The sequence below is a fragment of the Rhodopseudomonas palustris HaA2 genome (assembly GCF_000013365.1).
Taxonomy (GTDB): domain Bacteria; phylum Pseudomonadota; class Alphaproteobacteria; order Rhizobiales; family Xanthobacteraceae; genus Rhodopseudomonas; species Rhodopseudomonas palustris_J.
In genome coordinates this window covers 460,478-475,995 of record NC_007778.1, presented here as the reverse complement: position 1 = coordinate 475,995, position 15,518 = coordinate 460,478, and the positions used below count along the sequence as shown (strand labels likewise).

General features: G+C 66.1%; 16 protein-coding genes. 10 read left to right on the top strand and 6 right to left on the bottom strand.

Annotation, left to right across the window (positions count from 1 at the left end):
• Positions 1–34: 34 nt before the first annotated feature.
• The 3 genes from RPB_RS02185 to dnaK all read right to left on the bottom strand — a co-directional run bounded on the left by RPB_RS02185 (position 35) and on the right by dnaK (position 3,912).
• Positions 35–637, bottom strand: coding sequence for a class I SAM-dependent methyltransferase (locus RPB_RS02185; RefSeq protein WP_011439332.1), 603 nt, complete (start codon positions 635–637; stop codon positions 35–37).
• A 93-nt stretch (positions 638–730) separates the two neighbouring features.
• Positions 731–1,870: a molecular chaperone DnaJ gene (gene dnaJ, locus RPB_RS02180; protein WP_011439331.1), complete on the bottom strand. Its 1,140-nt coding sequence runs from the start codon at positions 1,868–1,870 to the stop codon at positions 731–733.
• 140 nt (positions 1,871–2,010) lie between these two features.
• Positions 2,011–3,912, bottom strand: a complete 1,902-nt coding sequence (gene dnaK, locus RPB_RS02175) for a molecular chaperone DnaK (protein WP_011439330.1) — start codon at positions 3,910–3,912, stop codon at positions 2,011–2,013.
• Between the two features lie 390 nt (positions 3,913–4,302).
• Between dnaK and RPB_RS02170 the strand changes: the two genes are divergently transcribed.
• Complete coding sequence (locus RPB_RS02170; protein ID WP_011439329.1) at positions 4,303–5,241, top strand: hypothetical protein; 939 nt, start codon at positions 4,303–4,305, stop codon at positions 5,239–5,241.
• Here RPB_RS02170 and grpE read toward each other — a convergent pair whose 3' ends face one another.
• Together grpE and hrcA are read right to left on the bottom strand one after the other, a co-directional pair.
• Positions 5,242–5,862: a nucleotide exchange factor GrpE gene (grpE, locus tag RPB_RS02165; protein ID WP_011439328.1), complete on the bottom strand. Its 621-nt coding sequence runs from the start codon at positions 5,860–5,862 to the stop codon at positions 5,242–5,244.
• Positions 5,863–6,049: 187 nt separating this feature from the next.
• Positions 6,050–7,138, bottom strand: a complete 1,089-nt coding sequence (hrcA, locus tag RPB_RS02160) for a heat-inducible transcriptional repressor HrcA (RefSeq protein WP_011439327.1) — start codon at positions 7,136–7,138, stop codon at positions 6,050–6,052.
• Between the two features lie 160 nt (positions 7,139–7,298).
• On the opposite strand from hrcA, the gene rph reads away from it, so the two are divergent.
• From rph to hemW, 3 genes are read left to right on the top strand one after another with little or no spacing between them, the layout of a single operon-like run.
• Complete coding sequence (gene rph / locus RPB_RS02155; protein ID WP_011439326.1) at positions 7,299–8,012, top strand: ribonuclease PH; 714 nt, start codon at positions 7,299–7,301, stop codon at positions 8,010–8,012.
• 51 nt (positions 8,013–8,063) lie between these two features.
• Positions 8,064–8,696: an RdgB/HAM1 family non-canonical purine NTP pyrophosphatase gene (rdgB, locus tag RPB_RS02150; RefSeq protein WP_011439325.1), complete on the top strand. Its 633-nt coding sequence runs from the start codon at positions 8,064–8,066 to the stop codon at positions 8,694–8,696.
• Complete coding sequence (gene hemW / locus RPB_RS02145) at positions 8,686–9,858, top strand: radical SAM family heme chaperone HemW (RefSeq protein WP_011439324.1); 1,173 nt, start codon at positions 8,686–8,688, stop codon at positions 9,856–9,858. The genes rdgB and hemW overlap by 11 nt, the downstream gene beginning before the upstream one ends.
• A gap of 64 nt (positions 9,859–9,922) precedes the next feature.
• Here hemW and RPB_RS02140 read toward each other — a convergent pair whose 3' ends face one another.
• Positions 9,923–11,122, bottom strand: a complete 1,200-nt coding sequence (locus RPB_RS02140) for a penicillin-binding protein activator (RefSeq protein ID WP_011439323.1) — start codon at positions 11,120–11,122, stop codon at positions 9,923–9,925.
• A gap of 183 nt (positions 11,123–11,305) precedes the next feature.
• Between RPB_RS02140 and rsmI the strand changes: the two genes are divergently transcribed.
• The 6 genes from rsmI (at position 11,306) to RPB_RS02110 (ending at position 15,461) form a co-directional block, all read left to right on the top strand.
• Positions 11,306–12,274, top strand: coding sequence for a 16S rRNA (cytidine(1402)-2'-O)-methyltransferase (rsmI, locus tag RPB_RS02135; protein ID WP_041797877.1), 969 nt, complete (start codon positions 11,306–11,308; stop codon positions 12,272–12,274).
• Positions 12,261–12,647, top strand: a complete 387-nt coding sequence (locus RPB_RS02130; RefSeq protein ID WP_011439321.1) for a YraN family protein — start codon at positions 12,261–12,263, stop codon at positions 12,645–12,647. The genes rsmI and RPB_RS02130 overlap by 14 nt, the downstream gene beginning before the upstream one ends.
• A gap of 83 nt (positions 12,648–12,730) precedes the next feature.
• Entirely contained in the window at positions 12,731–13,672 is a 942-nt protein-coding gene (gene gshB, locus RPB_RS02125) for a glutathione synthase (protein ID WP_011439320.1), read from the top strand.
• 108 nt (positions 13,673–13,780) lie between these two features.
• A complete protein-coding gene (locus RPB_RS02120) occupies positions 13,781–14,509 on the top strand; it encodes a helix-turn-helix transcriptional regulator (protein WP_011439319.1) in 729 nt (242 codons plus the stop codon).
• Between the two features lie 74 nt (positions 14,510–14,583).
• A complete protein-coding gene (locus tag RPB_RS02115) occupies positions 14,584–15,240 on the top strand; it encodes an acyl-homoserine-lactone synthase (protein WP_011439318.1) in 657 nt (218 codons plus the stop codon).
• The gene (locus RPB_RS02110; protein WP_011439317.1) at positions 15,237–15,461 is read left to right on the top strand and encodes a hypothetical protein; all 225 of its coding nucleotides are present in this window, start codon (positions 15,237–15,239) and stop codon (positions 15,459–15,461) included. Before RPB_RS02115 ends, RPB_RS02110 begins: the two co-directional genes overlap by 4 nt.
• The last annotated feature ends 57 nt before the right edge of the window (positions 15,462–15,518 follow it).

Here is a 15,518-nt window from a genome sequence, read left to right as displayed (position 1 = left end):
CGATCGGGAGTGTTTGCCGGAATCGGCGAGCAGCTTAGCCCTTGCGATAGACCCAGACCCGGGCGGGCGGAATGTTCATCCAGATCCGTTCGGAGGCCTCGGTGGCGACGCCCGGCAGCGATTTCGGGATCGGCGGCGTCACCGAATAGGTGAACTGCACAAACGGCGCGCCGGGTTCGAGCAGGTTGAACGAATCCCGGATCAGCTTCATCCGGGTCAGCATCGGCTTGGTGACGAGCGGTAGCCCCGACACCACCGCCGTGGCCGGCTCCGCCAACACATCCCACAGCGAGTCCCTCAGCCGGTAAGCGTCGCCCTGCACCACGGTGGCTTGCGGGTATCGCTCGCGCAGCAAGGCGCAGAAGCTCGGATTGTACTCGACCAGGACCAGCCGTTTCTGCTCGACGCCGTGTTCGACCAACGCATTGGTGATCGCGCCGGTGCCGGGTCCGAGCTCGATGACGGGGCCGGTGGAATGAATGTCGACATATTGGGCCATGGTTCGGGCCAGCAGCTTGCCCGACGGCATCACCGCACCCATGTGGAGCGGCTTTTCGATCCAGGAACGAAGAAAGCGAACCTCGTCATCGAGACGAGGCTGTTTCTTCAACGCGCGAACCGTGGACTGCAAAGCCATTCCGCTACCAAACCGGGGAGGTATTTTGGCCCAGTGTCAAATTATTGTTACAGAACAACTATAGGGCGCTCCCCAACGGGTCAAGTTAGACGGTTAGGGAGTGTTCGCGCGGGAGCCGAAGAAGTCCTTGACCTTGGAGAAGAAACCCGCAGCTTCCGGTTGGGTTGCACCGGACGATAATTTTTCGAACTCGGCCAGCAGCTCCTGCTGCTTCTTGGTCAAATTCTGCGGCGTTTCCACGGCAACCTGGACATACATGTCGCCGACCTGGCGCGACCGCAGCACCGGCATGCCTTTTCCCGCGATGCGGAATCGCCGGCCGGTCTGGGTGCCCGACGGCACCTTCACCTTGGTCTTGCCGCGCTCGATCGTCGGCACCTCGAATTCACCGCCGAGGGCCGCCGTCACCATCGAGATCGGCACCCGGCAGTGCAGATCGGCACCGTCGCGCTGGAAAATGGCGTGCGAGGCGAGCGACAGGAAGATGTAGAGGTCGCCGGGCGGGCCGCCGCGGACGCCGGCCTCACCTTCGCCGGCGAGGCGGATTCGGGTGCCGTCCTCGACGCCCTGCGGGATGTTCACCGACAGCGTCCGCTCCTTGGTGACGCGGCCGGAGCCGGTGCAGGACGGGCAGGGGTCCTCGATGATCTGGCCGCGGCCCTGGCAGCTCGGACAGGTGCGCTCCAGCGTGAAGAAGCCCTGGGCCTGGCGAACGCGGCCGGCGCCGCCGCAGGTCGAGCAGGTCTTCGGCTTGGTGCCGGCCTTGGCGCCGGTGCCCGAGCAGGACTCGCAGGTGACCGAGACCGGAATCTCGATCTGCGCGGTCTTGCCCTTGTAGGCGTCCTCGAGGGTGATTTCCATGTTGTAGCGCAGGTCGGCGCCACGCTCGCGGCCGGTGCCGCGCCCGCGCTGTCCGGCCATGCCGAACAGGTCTTCGAAAATGTCCGAGAACGAGGAGGCGAAACCGGCGCCGAAGCCCGGACCGCCGCCGCCCATGCCCTGCTCGAACGCGGCATGGCCGTAGCGGTCGTAGGCGGCGCGCTTGTCGCCGTCCTTGAGCACCTCGTAGGCTTCGTTGATTTCCTTGAACTTGATTTCGCTGGAGGCGTCGCCCGGATTGCGATCCGGATGCCATTTCATCGCCAGCTTGCGAAACGCGCTTTTGAGCGTCGATTCGTCGGCGCTCCGCTCGACTTCAAGAGTTTCGTAGTAGCAACGCTTGGTGGTGGACATCCGTCAAACCTGCTCGATCCAATTGACCCTCGAGGGAACGAGCATTCTTCATGCCGTCCCAGGCCCAACGAAAGCAACCCCCACCTGAAGTCCGCAAGCGCGTTCGTCAGATGGGGGTCACGTCATCCGTCATGAGGTCCTTAGGCTGACTTCTTGTTGTTCTTGTCGTCGTCGACTTCGGTGAAGTCGGCGTCGACGATGTCGTCCTTGGCGGCGTGCTTGGCCGCGTCGGACTCTGCCTGCTGCGTGTACATCGCTTCGCCGAGCTTCATCGAAGCCTGCGCCAGCGTGTTGGTCTTGGCCTTGATCACCTCGGCGTCGTCGCTCTTGAGCGATTCGCGCAGATCGCTCAGCGCGTCTTCGATGGCGCGGCGCTCAGGCTCCGCCACCTTCGAGCCGTGTTCGGCCAGCGCCTTCTCGGTGGAATGCACCAGCGCGTCGGCGTGGTTCTTGGCGTCGACGGCTTCACGACGCTTCTTGTCTTCGGCGGCGTTGGCCTCGGCATCCTTGACCATCTTGTCGATGTCGGAATCGGACAGACCACCCGATGCCTGGATGCGGATCTGCTGCTCCTTGCCGGTCGCCTTGTCCTTGGCCGAGACGTTGACGATGCCGTTGGCGTCGATATCGAACGTCACCTCGATCTGCGGCATGCCGCGCGGCGCAGGCGGAATCCCCATCAGGTCGAACTGGCCGAGGATCTTGTTGTCGGCCGCCATTTCGCGCTCGCCCTGGAAGACCCGGATGGTGACCGCGTTCTGATTGTCTTCCGCGGTCGAGAACACCTGGCTCTTCTTGGTCGGGATCGTGGTGTTGCGCTCGATGATCCGGGTGAACACGCCACCCAGCGTCTCGATGCCGAGCGACAGCGGGGTCACGTCGAGCAGCAGCACGTCCTTGACGTCGCCCTGCAGCACGCCGGCCTGAATGGCCGCGCCGATCGCAACGACTTCGTCCGGGTTGACGCCCTTGTGCGGCTCCTTGCCGAACAGCTGCTTCACCACTTCCTGGACCTTCGGCATGCGGGTCATGCCGCCGACCAGCACCACTTCGCCGATCTCGCCGGCGGTGAGGCCGGCATCCTTCAGCGCCTTGCGGCACGGCTCGATGGTCTTCTGCACCAGATCGTCGACCAGCGCCTCGAACTTGGCGCGGGTGAGCTTCATGGTCAGATGCTTCGGACCGGACTGATCCGCGGTGATGAACGGCAGGTTGATCTCGGTCTGCGTGGTCGACGACAGCTCGATCTTGGCCTTTTCGGCGGCTTCCTTCAGCCGCTGCAGCGCCAGCTTGTCGTTGCGCAGGTTGATGCCCTGCTCCTTCTGGAATTCGTCGGCGAGGTAGCTCACCAGACGCATGTCGAAGTCTTCACCGCCGAGGAAGGTGTCGCCATTGGTCGACTTCACTTCGAACACGCCGTCGCCGATCTCCAGAATCGAGACGTCGAAGGTGCCGCCGCCGAGGTCATAGACCGCGATCGTGCCGGCCTTGGTCTTGTCGAGACCATAGGCCAAAGCGGCCGCGGTCGGCTCGTTGATGATGCGCAGCACCTCGAGGCCGGCGATCTTGCCGGCGTCCTTGGTGGCCTGGCGCTGGGCGTCGTTGAAGTAAGCGGGGACCGTGATGACCGCCTGATCGACCTTCTGGCCGAGATGCGCTTCCGCGGTCTCCTTCATCTTCTGCAGAATGAAGGCGGAAACCTGCGAGGGCGAATAGGTCTGGCCGTCGGCCTCGACCCAAGCGTCGCCATTGGAGGCTTTGACGATCTTGTAGGGAACGAGCTTCTTGTCCTTCTCGACCATCGGGTCGTCGTAACGACGGCCGACGAGGCGCTTCACGGCGAAGAAGGTGCGCTCGGGATTGGTGACGGCCTGGCGCTTGGCGGGCTGACCGACCAGCCGCTCTCCGTCGTCGCTGAATGCGACGATCGAGGGGGTCGTGCGCATGCCCTCTGCGTTCTCAATGACCTTGGAATTCTTGCCGTCCATGACGGCGACGCACGAATTGGTGGTGCCGAGATCGATCCCGATGACCTTTCCCATGGTGCTCATATCCTTCTTTTTGCGGCGAGTCGGGCGGGCCCTGACGGCGCACCAGCCCCAACCCCCAAATATCAAATGCTCGCGATTGTGCGGCGGTGAGCCTCATATAGGAGGGGGGGTGGGGGCTGCAAGGACTGGCGGGCAGCCTCGCCTACGAAAACATCGGCTTGATGAATCATCATCGGTCTCCGAGGGGCCGCCGGGGTCGGTGGTTTTGCAGCACGGCACGGCCCGCTTGCGGCCGGTCGTCCCAGTGTGCGGTTGCGCCTTGACCCGACCGCAGGACGTGATCAGGTGGCGATAGGCCGTCACGTCTGCGACCCTGCGGCCCCGACGGGCAGCGGCCATCGACCATCGAACGGCCTCAATGCGACTTCAGTAGAGCCTTCCATGAGACAGATAGCGCGCCTTCTTGCGATTGCCCTGGTGCTTGCCGCAACGCCTGCGGCGGCCGACACCGTCTATCCGCGCGGCATTCGCGTCGGTGTCACGCCGATGCCGGGGATGACCGAGTCGAAATCCTTTCTCGGATTCGAGACGGCTGACAACGGCGTCAAGGTGTTGCTCGCCGAATTGCCGGGTCCGGCGTTCGGCGAGGTCGAGGCGGCCTTCAAGGCGGTGCCCGAAGGCGCGATGGGGAAGGTGAAACCCGAGAGCCTGGAGACCACCGCCGGCACCGCCTACTACACCGCCGAGGAAGGCGTCGTCGGCGCCGACAAGGTCCGTCGCTACTCGCTGATCGTGTCGGGCAGCAAGGCGTTCTCCGGCTATGTGGCGGTGCAGGTCGCCGACAGCGCGGCCAAGACCTACTCGGACGAGGCAGTGAAGAAGATGCTGAGCTCCGTCTCGGTGCGACAGCAGGTGCCGGTCGAGGAGCAGGTCGCGCAGATGCCCTTCGACATCCGCGAGCTGGGCGACTTCAAGACCGTGCGCACGCTGGCGCCGGGCGCCGCGCTGCTGCTCGCGGACGGCAACGAGGACACCGGCATCGAAGGCGCGCCGTTCATGGTGCTCGGCCTGATCGGCTCGGTGCCGGAGCAGACCGATGATCGTGCGCGCTTCGCCCAGCAGGCCGCCGCCACTATCCCGGGTCTGCGCGACGCCAGGATCACAACCTCCGAACCGATGCGGATCGACGGCTTGCCCGGCTTCGAGACCCGGATCGAAGCCGTCAGCGGCAAGGACAACACCCCCGTCACGGTCGTGCAGTGGCTGCGGTTCGGCAATGCCAGCGTGGCGATGCGGGTGATCGGCAGCTCGCCGCGCGACCTCTGGTCCGACGCGTTTCCGCGTTTCCGAAAGGTGCGCGACGGGCTGAAGGCGCGCTGATCAGGCGGTGGTATCGGTGCCGTTGGTCGCCGCGGGCGCGGGCTTCGCGCCGCCCTTCGCAACGCCGACAAGCGCCGGGCGCAACACGCGTTCGCCGATCATGAAGCCGGCCTGCACCACCTGCACGACTGTGCCGGCGGGCACCGACGGATCCGGAACTTCGTACATCGCCTGCTGGAAATTGGGGTCGAACTTCTCTCCCGACGGATCGAATTTCCGGACGCCGTTCTTTTCCAGCGCGTTGATCAGTGAACGCTCGGTGAGTTCGACGCCCTCGATCAGCCCCTTGAGACCGGCATCGGCATTGGCGCGGGCTTCGGCCGGCACGGCGTCGAGCGCGCGCTGCAGATTGTCGGCGATCTCGAGCACGTCGCGGGCGAACGCGCTGACCCCATAGGTCCGTGCATCAGCGACCTCTTTCTGGGTCCGCCGGCGCAAATTCTCCATTTCCGCCAGCGTGCGCAGCATCTTGTCGCGCGCTTCGGCGGCTTCCTTGATGAGCGCCTCGTTGGCGCCGTCTTCCGGGTCGTCCGGCATGATGTACGGCTTGGAAACCACCGGATCGGCGGCTGCCTGCGCCTGGTCCTGGTTGTTGTCCTTCGGTCCGTTGGAATCGGTCATCACGCTACCTTCTGAGAGAAAAGTCTGGATCGGTCGGGAATGGGTTGGCCGGGATATCGTGTTTGCGCCGTGAAAATCAAGCTTGGCGGCCGCCGCATGATCCCGAACGCGGCTCCGCGAGTCGGGGAAAGTCATGCCGGATCAGAAAGCTACGGCCCGAGCGCAAGCGTGCCGCCGCAGCATCGCATCAGCCGCCCAGCATCTGGCTGACGATGCGCGCCGTATAGTCGACCATCGGGATCACCCGCGCGTAGTTCAGCCGGGTCGGACCGATCACGCCGAGCACGCCGACGATGTGGCCGGCGCCGTCGCTGTAGGGCGCGATGATGGTCGACGACCCGGACAGCGAGAACAGCTTGTTCTCCGAGCCGATGAAGATCCGAACGCCTTCGGCGCTCTCGGCGCGACCGAGCAAATCGACCACGCCACGCTTGGTTTCGAGATCGTCGAACAGCCGCCGGACCCGCTCGAGGTCCTCCATCGCATGCAGGTCTTCGAGCAGATTAGCGTGGCCGCGCACGATCAGCTGGCGGTCTTCGCCGTCGCCACCGGACCAGCTGGCGATCCCGGCCGAGATCACCTTCTGGGTGAGCTGATCGAGCTCGGTGCGATCCTGCGACAGCATGGTTTCGAGTTCGAGCCGCGCTTCGGCCAGCGTCCGGCCGCGGATCCGGGCGTTGAGGAAGTTCGAGGCCTCGGTCAGCGCCGATGAGGGAACCCCCGGCGGCAGCGCCAGCACGCGATTCTCGACCTGGCCGTCTTCGGCGACCAGGATCACCAGCGCCCGCTCCGGCTCCAGCCGGACGAACTCGAGATGCTTGAGCCGGACGTTGGATTTGGCGGTCAGCACCACCGCGGCGGCCCGGGTCAGGCCGGACAGCCGGGTCAGCGCCTCGCCGAGCGCCGCCTCGACGGTCTGTGCCCGGCCGACCGACGACAGCTGCGCCTGGATCGATTGCCGCTCCGGTTCGGTCAGATCCCCGACCTGCATCAGTGCATCGACGAAAAAGCGAAGGCCGAGTTCGGTCGGCAAGCGGCCAGCGGAGGTATGCGGGGCGTAGATCAGCCCGAGCTGCTCCAGATCGGCCATGACATTGCGCACCGAGGCCGGGGACAGCGGCATCGAAATCAGACGCGAAATATTGCGCGAGCCGACCGGCTCCCCGGTCGCCAGGTAGCTTTCGACGATCTGGCGAAAGATATCCCGCGAGCGCTCGTTGAGCTGCGCCAGTCCGGTATTGGGCGCGATCAGGCCGATCGGTTCATGATGAGCCAATTTGTCCTCCGTTCCCCTCTAATCTGTCGTCGCCGGCGTCCGGTTACAAGTCGGCAGGTGGCGCAAGGACGGCTGTTCTGCCAGCGCCCTTGCCGCTGCGCCGCTCCGCCCCTAAAAGGCAGCCAGATCGCCATTTCCCGAAATTGACGGAGGATTTCCCATGCGGCCAAGCCGCCGTGCGCCCGACGAACTGCGCGCCGTCTCGCTGGAGCGGGGCGTCGTGAAATACGCCGAGGGCTCCTGCCTGGTTAAATTCGGCGACACCCATGTGCTGGTGACGGCGACCCTGGAGGAGCGGCTGCCGCCGTGGCTGAAGGGCCAGGGCCGTGGCTGGGTGACGGCCGAATACGGCATGCTGCCCCGCGCCACGCTGGAACGCACCCGGCGCGAGGCCGCAGCCGGCAAGCAGAATGGCCGCACCGTCGAGATCCAGCGCCTGATCGGCCGCTCGCTGCGCACCATCGTCGACCTGCAGGCGCTCGGCGAGCGCCAGATCACGGTCGATTGCGACGTGCTGCAGGCCGATGGCGGCACCCGGACTGCCTCGATCACCGGCGCCTGGGTGGCGCTGGCCGACTGTCTCGCCTGGATGAAGACCCGCAACATGCTCAAAGGCCAGGTGATGCGCGACAACGTCGCAGCGATCTCCTGCGGAATCTACAACGGCACCCCGGTGCTCGACCTCGACTACGCCGAGGACTCCGAAGCCGAAACCGACGCCAATTTCGTCATGACCGGCGACGGCCGGATCGTCGAGGTGCAGGGCACTGCCGAGAAGACGCCGTTCTCGCAGGACGAGTTCCTGGCGCTGATGGCGCTGGCGCAGAAGGGCGTGGCGCGGCTGGTCGATCTGCAGAAAATGGCGGTGGCGTGAGTCATTCTTGCCACCCATTCGCGGCCGCTCCTGAGCTACGCTAGCGCCGCCATGCATCGACGAATCAGCGGCCAGCTCGTGATCGCGACCCACAATCCCGGCAAGCTCGCCGAGATGCGGGAACTGCTGGCCCCCTACGGGATCGCCGCGGTGTCGGCCGGCGAACTGGGGCTCGGCGAACCGGACGAAACCGGCGACAGTTTTCGCGCCAACGCCCGCATCAAGGCCGAGGCCGCCGCGCAGGCCGCGCAACTCCCTGCCTTTGCAGACGATTCGGGACTTGCCGTCGATGCGCTCGACGGCGCCCCTGGGATCTTGTCGGCGCGCTGGGCCGGCGAGGGCAAGGATTTCAACGCCGCGATGGCCCGCATCGAACGGCTGCTGCAGGAGCGCGGTGCCACGACGCCGGATCGGCGCGGCGCGCATTTCGTCTCGGCGCTGTGCGTCGCCTGGCCGGACGGCCATGTCGAGGAGGTCGAGGCGCGGGCGGACGGCACGCTGGTCTGGCCGCCGCGCGGTAGTGCCGGCTTCGGCTACGACCCGATCTTTCTGCCGGAGGGCCATGACCGCACCTTCGGCGAAATGACCAGCCTCGAGAAGCACGGCCTGCCGCCGCTCGGGCTCGGCCTGTCGCATCGCGCCCGCGCCTTCGTCGAACTGGCGGAGATCTGCCTTGGGCGCTGAATCCGATCGCGCCTTCGGCGTCCAAGCCTTTGGTGTCTACGTGCACTGGCCCTTCTGCCTGTCGAAGTGCCCGTATTGCGACTTCAACAGCCATGTCCGGCACGCCGCGATCGACGAGGACCGCTTCGCTCGCGCCTTCGCCCGCGAGATCGAAGCCACCGCGCAGCGGATCGGTCCGCGGGACGTCACGTCGATCTTTCTCGGCGGCGGCACGCCGTCGCTGATGCAGCCGCAGACCGTCGGCGCCATCCTCGACGCCATCGGCAAATACTGGCGCGTCGCGCCCGATGTCGAAGTGAGCCTCGAAGCCAATCCGACCAGCGTCGAGGCGACGCGGTTTCGCGGCTATCGCGCGGCCGGCGTCAACCGCGTCTCGCTCGGCGTGCAGGCGCTCGACGACGCCTCGCTGAAGACGCTCGGCCGCCTGCACACGGCACAGGAAGCAATGGAAGCCGTGGCGATCGCGCGCGCGGCGTTCGATCGCTATTCGTTCGACCTGATCTACGCGCGCCCGGGGCAAACTCCCGCGATGTGGGAGGCCGAACTGCGCCGCGCCATCGGCGAGGCGGCCGAACATCTGTCGCTGTATCAGCTCACGATCGAGGCCGAGACGCCGTTCTTTGCGCTGCATCGCGCCGGCAAGCTGCAGACGCCGGACGAGTCCGCGTCGCGCGCACTCTACGATGTCACACAATCGGTCTGCGCCGAGCTCGGACTCCCCGCTTACGAGATTTCCAATCACGCCCGCCCGGGTGCCGAGTGCAAACACAATCTCGTCTACTGGCGCGGTCAGGAATATGCCGGGATCGGCCCCGGCGCGCATGGCCGGCTCGACATCGGCGGCACGCGCTACGCGATCGCCACCGAAAAGCGGCCGGAGAGCTGGCTGATGCGGGTCGAAGCGAGCGGCACCGGCGTGGTGACCGATGACCGTCTCAACAGCGAAGAGCGCGCCGACGAATTCCTGCTGATGGGGCTGCGGCTCGCCGAAGGCATCGACCCGCGGCGCTATCAGGCGCTGGCCGGCCGTTCGCTCGATCCATCGCGGATCGCGATCCTGCGCGAGGAAGGCGCCATCGCGGTCGACGCCGACGGAAGGCTGCGCGTGACGCAAGCCGGCTTTCCGGTGCTGGATGCCGTCGTGGCGGATCTGGCGGCGTAGTCATCACGCCAGAATTCCGGCTTCGCCGCTGTGCGGCGCCCCGGATCGACTATGACGGCAGGGACTACGCCCCGAAGCTCTTCGGCGATCCAGCCACCGCCTGGGCGCCGCCGGTCGCAACGCGCATCACCGCGAGGCCCCGCTCGTTGCTGCCGTCGGCGCGGAAGCGAAACAGGCCGTCGATGCCGGCGAAGCCCGACGGATTGGTCAACACCTCGGCCGAGAACCGCTTGGCACCCTGCGTCTTCGACAAGGCCGCCACCAGCGCCACTGCATCGTAAGCGAGCGTCGCGGTGCGGACGGGTTCCTGGCCGAATTTGGCGCGGTAGCGGCCAGAGAAACTGCGAAAGCCGGACGGATCGGGCGCGGCGTAGAGTCCACCCTGCAACGCCGGCGTTGCGAACACGCGCGGATTGTCCCACAGCCCGGTGCCGAGCAACTGCACGCGGCGCAGATCGGCGCCCGCCGCGGTCAGCGCCTCGCTGACGCTTGCCAGCGCATCACCGTCATCGGCGAGCAGCAGCGAATCGGCGCCGGACAGCGCCTGCGCGATGGTCCGCGCCGGGCCGGCTCGGTCGGCGCCGTATTTCTCGAACGCGGCGATGCGGCCGCCCTTGGTCCCGACCACCTGCTTGAAGGCGGCCTCGACGACGCCGCCATAGGCGTTGTCCGGCAGCAGTGCCGCATAGGAACGTTTGCCGACGCTCGACGCGTAGCCGATGATCCGGTTGACGTCGGACTCCGGCAGGAAGCTCAACAGATAGACGCCGCGGCCGGCGACGCTCGAATCCGTCGAGAACGCGATCATCGAGATGCCGCGGGCGCGCGTCAGCTGGGCGGCAGCCGGCACCGATTGCGCGAACAGCGGACCGAGCATGATCTCGGCGCCTTCGTCGAGCGCCTGCTGGGTCGCGGCCTGCGCGCCCTGCGGATTGCCGGCATCGTCTTTCACCAGCAACTGGATGTCGGGATTGTTGAACTCGGCGAGCGCCATCTCGGCGGCATTCTTCATCGACTGCGCGGCGACGCCGGCATTTCCGGCCGCAGACAGCGGCAGCACGAGACCGACCTTGACCCGACCGTTGCCGACGGATTGCGATTGCTGCGCGGCCTCCGGCGCGGTCGGCTGCTGGCCGAACTGACTGGAGAGCGTCTGCTGCATCCCCGAGCAGGCGCCGAGCAACGGCGCGCCGAGGATCAATCCGACCGCCGTGCGGCGGCTGGTTCGCAGAGACGTGGTATTTCGATCGCGCAGTTCCGCCATGATCTCTCTTGCAGGGACCGGCAACGCCAGTCCGATTTCCGGTCGTTCAGGTCTGATCCACCATCGCCGGACATCCCATCATAATGTCGACGAATGATTAACCAAAACAAAAGCTTTATGCTGGCCATCGGCGCCGCGAGAATGTGCTGTCCGGTACTCCGCCTTTTCTCCTAGATTGTGGCCATGCGCGCAAAAACCGTCAGCTCCGCAGATCCTGTGTCCATCCCCGAGCCCGACGTGCGGACGTTTCTGGTCGCGGGCCAGAAACTGACGGCGCGGCGCGCATCCCCCGGCCTGCACCTGGTCGCAACGCCGATCGGCAATCTCGGCGACATCACCTTGCGGGCGCTGGAAACCTTGGCCGGCGTCGATGTCGTCGCCTGCGAAGACACCCGAATCACGCATCGGTTGATCGAACGATACGGCATATCGGCGCAGCTCAAACCCTATCACGAACACAACGCCGCGCAGGCGCGGCCGAAGATCCTCGAAAAGCTCGCCCAAGGCGGCTCGGTCGCGCTGGTATCCGACGCCGGCACCCCCCTGATCTCCGACCCCGGCTACAAGCTGGTGCGCGAAGCGTACGATGCCGGACACGAGGTGATCGCGCTGCCCGGCGCCTCCGCAGTGCTCGCTGCATTGGCGCTGGCCGCGCTGCCGACCGATCGTTTTTTCTTCGACGGCTTTCTGCCGTCGAAGCAGGGCGCACGCCGCGCGCGTCTGAACGAACTCGCTGCGATCGACGCGACGCTGGTCCTCTTCGAGGCCGGCAGCCGGATTCACAACAGCCTGCGCGACCTCGCCGAGGTTCTGGGCAGCCGCGACGCAGCGGTGTGCCGCGAACTCACCAAGCTGCATCAGGAAGTCCGCCGCGCGCCGTTGGCGACGCTGGCGGAGACCGCCGAGACGCTGGATACGCGCGGTGAGTTCGTGGTGGTGATCGGGCCGCCCGATCCGAACGCGCAGGCGATGACCCAGGATGCGCTCGACGACTGGCTGCGCGACGCGTTGCAGCGCGACAGCGTCAAGGATGCGGTGGCGCAAGCCGTCGAAATCTCCGGGCGTCCTCGTCGCGAGATCTACGCCCGCGCGCTCGAACTGGCGCGACAGCGCGAGGCCGGCAATGACGAAAGTTGCGATGGCGAAGACTAAGCATCCACCGGCGCCTGACCGCGTCGCCGCGTTTCAGACCGGGATCTCCGCCGAAACCCGCGCCGCAGCCTATCTGATGGCGAAGGGCTACCGGATCCTGGCGCGACGGTTCAAGACGCCCTGTGGCGAGATCGACATCGTGGCGCAGCGGCGCCAGCTGATCGCCTTCGTCGAGGTCAAGGCGCGCGCCCGGCTCGACGACGCCGCCTATGCGGTGACGCCCCGACAGCAGCAACGCATCATCGCCGCCGCCGAGGCGTGGCTGATGGCCAATCCCGACCACGCCACGTTCGAGCTGCGCTTCGACGCGGTGCTGGTGGCGCCGAAGCGATTGCCGCAGCATTTGCCGGCGGCGTTCGACGCGAGCCCTTGACCCGCCGGTCCTGATCGCCGGTCCTTGACCGCGGCATCCGATCGGCCGATAGCCCTTTCCGCCCGCAACCCTGGAAGCTCTGCATGACATTGAAGGTCGCCGTCCAGATGGACCCCATCGCGCGGATCAACATCCGCGGCGATTCCACATTCGCGCTGCTGCTCGAAGCACAGAAGCGCGGCCATGCGATCTCGTACTTCACCCCCGACAAACTCTCGCTGCGCGGGACCGACGTTGTGGCCTCCGCGCAAAGCCTGAGCGTCCGCGATCTTGAGGGCGATCACTTCACGCTGGGCGAGCCCGAACGCATCGACATGCGCAGCTTCGACGCGGTGCTGCTGCGCCAGGACCCGCCGTTCGACCTGGCTTACATCACCAGCACCCATCTGCTGGAACGGATTCATCCGCAGACGCTGGTCGTCAATGATCCGGCCAGCGTCCGCAACGCGCCGGAAAAGCTGTTCGTGATGGACTTCGCCGAGCTGATGCCGCCGACGCTGATCAGCCGCAATCTCGACGAGATCAATGCGTTTCGCGCCGAGCACGGCGCCGTGGTGATGAAGCCGCTGCACGGCCATGGCGGCGCCGCGGTGTTCCGCGTGCTGCCGCAGGACATCAATTTCGGCTCGCTGTACGACATGTTCGCCGTCACCTTCCGCGAACCCTGGGTGATCCAGCGCTTCCTCCCCGAGGTGAAGCACGGTGACAAGCGCATCATCCTGGTCGACGGCGAATTCGCCGGCGCGGTCAACCGGGTGCCTGCGGCCGACGATCTGCGCTCCAACATGGTGCGCGGCGGAGCCGCGGCGGCGACCGATCTGTCGGAGCGCGAGCGCGCCATCTGCGCGACGCTCGGCCCCAAGCTGCGCGAGCGCGGGTTGTTGCTGGTCGGAATCGACGTGATCGATGGTTATCTCACCGAAATCAACGTCACCTCGCCGACCGGCATTCGCGCCGTGGCGCGGCTCGGCGGCCCGGACATCGCCGCCCGGGTCTGGGACGTGATTGAGCAAAAGCGATCATGAACCGGACGTTTCGCCGCGGCCCTGTTTGACGTTAGTATCGATTGTCCCCTCTTGCTAGTTCGGTGACGCCGCTCCAGAAGTAGTGGGGTGCGGGCGGAGCGTCGGGCGATGTTGGCGGGCGAAAGTCATCTTTGGGGACGGCGCGCACTGGAATTCGTCGACGCCGCGGACCGGCTCGACGCTCCATCCCTCGTTCGACAGTTCGAATCCCACATCGCCAGCGCCGGCTTCAGCGCCTACATCATGGCCGCACTGCCCGCGCCCGGCGCCGGGCTTGCCGAACTGACCCTGGCGAACGGCTGGCCGCGCGGCTGGTTCGAACTCTATGTCGGCCGGAACTACATGGCGGTCGATCCGGTGCCCCGCCACGGCGCCGCCACGGTGCAGCCGTTCGAATGGTCGGACGCACCCTACGATCGCAAGCGAGATCGGGCCGCGCACCAGGTCATGACCGACGCGGCGGAGTTCGGTCTGGTCCGCGGCTACTGCATTCCGCTGCATTACGACGACGGCGGCGCCATGATCAGCATGGCCGGCGAGGCGCCCGACCTCGATCCGACCGCCAAAGGCGCGATGCAGCTGATCGGCGTCTATGCCCATAACCGGCTTCGGTCGCTCAACCGGCCGAAGCCACAGCGCCGGCTGCTGACCTCTCGCGAATGCGAGATCCTGTCGTGGGCGGCGCAGGGCAAGACGGCATGGGAGATCTCTATGATTCTCCGCATCGCCGAGCGCACCGTGAAGTTCCACCTGATCGAAGCGTCCCGCAAACTCAATGCCGTGAACCGGACGGCCGCCGTCGCCAAGGCACTGTCACTCGGACTGATCCGGCTGTGACCTGTCCGATCGGACAGTAGGCCGCAACCGACCACCACGTCACTCTCATCCCCGGGACTACCGGGGAGAGGACAATGGACGTTCACGTCGTGCGCCGCGAGAACCGCGAGTTCTACGCGGATCTGATCGAGCAGCAGTTTCGTATTCGCCACCAGATCTATGTCGTTGAACGGAAGTGGACCGAACTGGCTCGGCCCGATGGCAGCGAGATCGATCAGTTCGACACCGATGACACGGTGTACCTGCTCGGCCTACAGAACGGCGAAATCGTCGCCGGCATGCGGATGGTACCGACGACGTCGCCGACGTTGCTGAGCGACGTCTTCCCGCAGCTCGCACTGGAAACTCCGGTGCGGCGCCCCGACGTCTACGAATTGTCGCGGATCTTCGTCGTCCCGAACAGGCGGGGCGAGCACGCCGGGCCCCGCGCCGAGGCGGTGATCCAGGCTGCAGCGATGGAATACGGCCTCGCCATCGGCCTGTCGGCTTTTACCATCGTGCTGGAAACCTGGTGGCTGCCGCGGCTGCTGGATCAGGGCTGGCGCGCGCGTCCGCTCGGACTGCCACAGGACATCGCCGGCATGTCGACCACCGCGGTGTTGGTCGATGTCGACGATCAGGCCTGGCTGGAGATCTGCGCGCGCCGGTCGGTCCCCGGCCCGGCGCTGCAGTGGCGGGGCCTCGACAATGTCGACCGCAATCCCCTTCCCAACATCATGGAGCTGTCATGAGCACTCAATCCACCCCACGCTCCAACGCGCCCGTCGCGGCCGAAGCTAGCGCCCGCGCCCGCTCCGTGTCGATCGACACGCTGGCGACGACGATCAACCGCGCCATCGAGCAGGCCGAAGAGCTCCGTATCCCGTCCGCCGTGCAATTGCTGATGATGGCGCGGCTCGAAGTCGACCTGACCGAGATTGCGCTCGAGACAGGGATGAAGAAGTCGGCATGAGGCTGGGGCCGGTCGCCAAGGAACTTTGTTCTTCTAATGTTCTTGCGACCCCCTGGA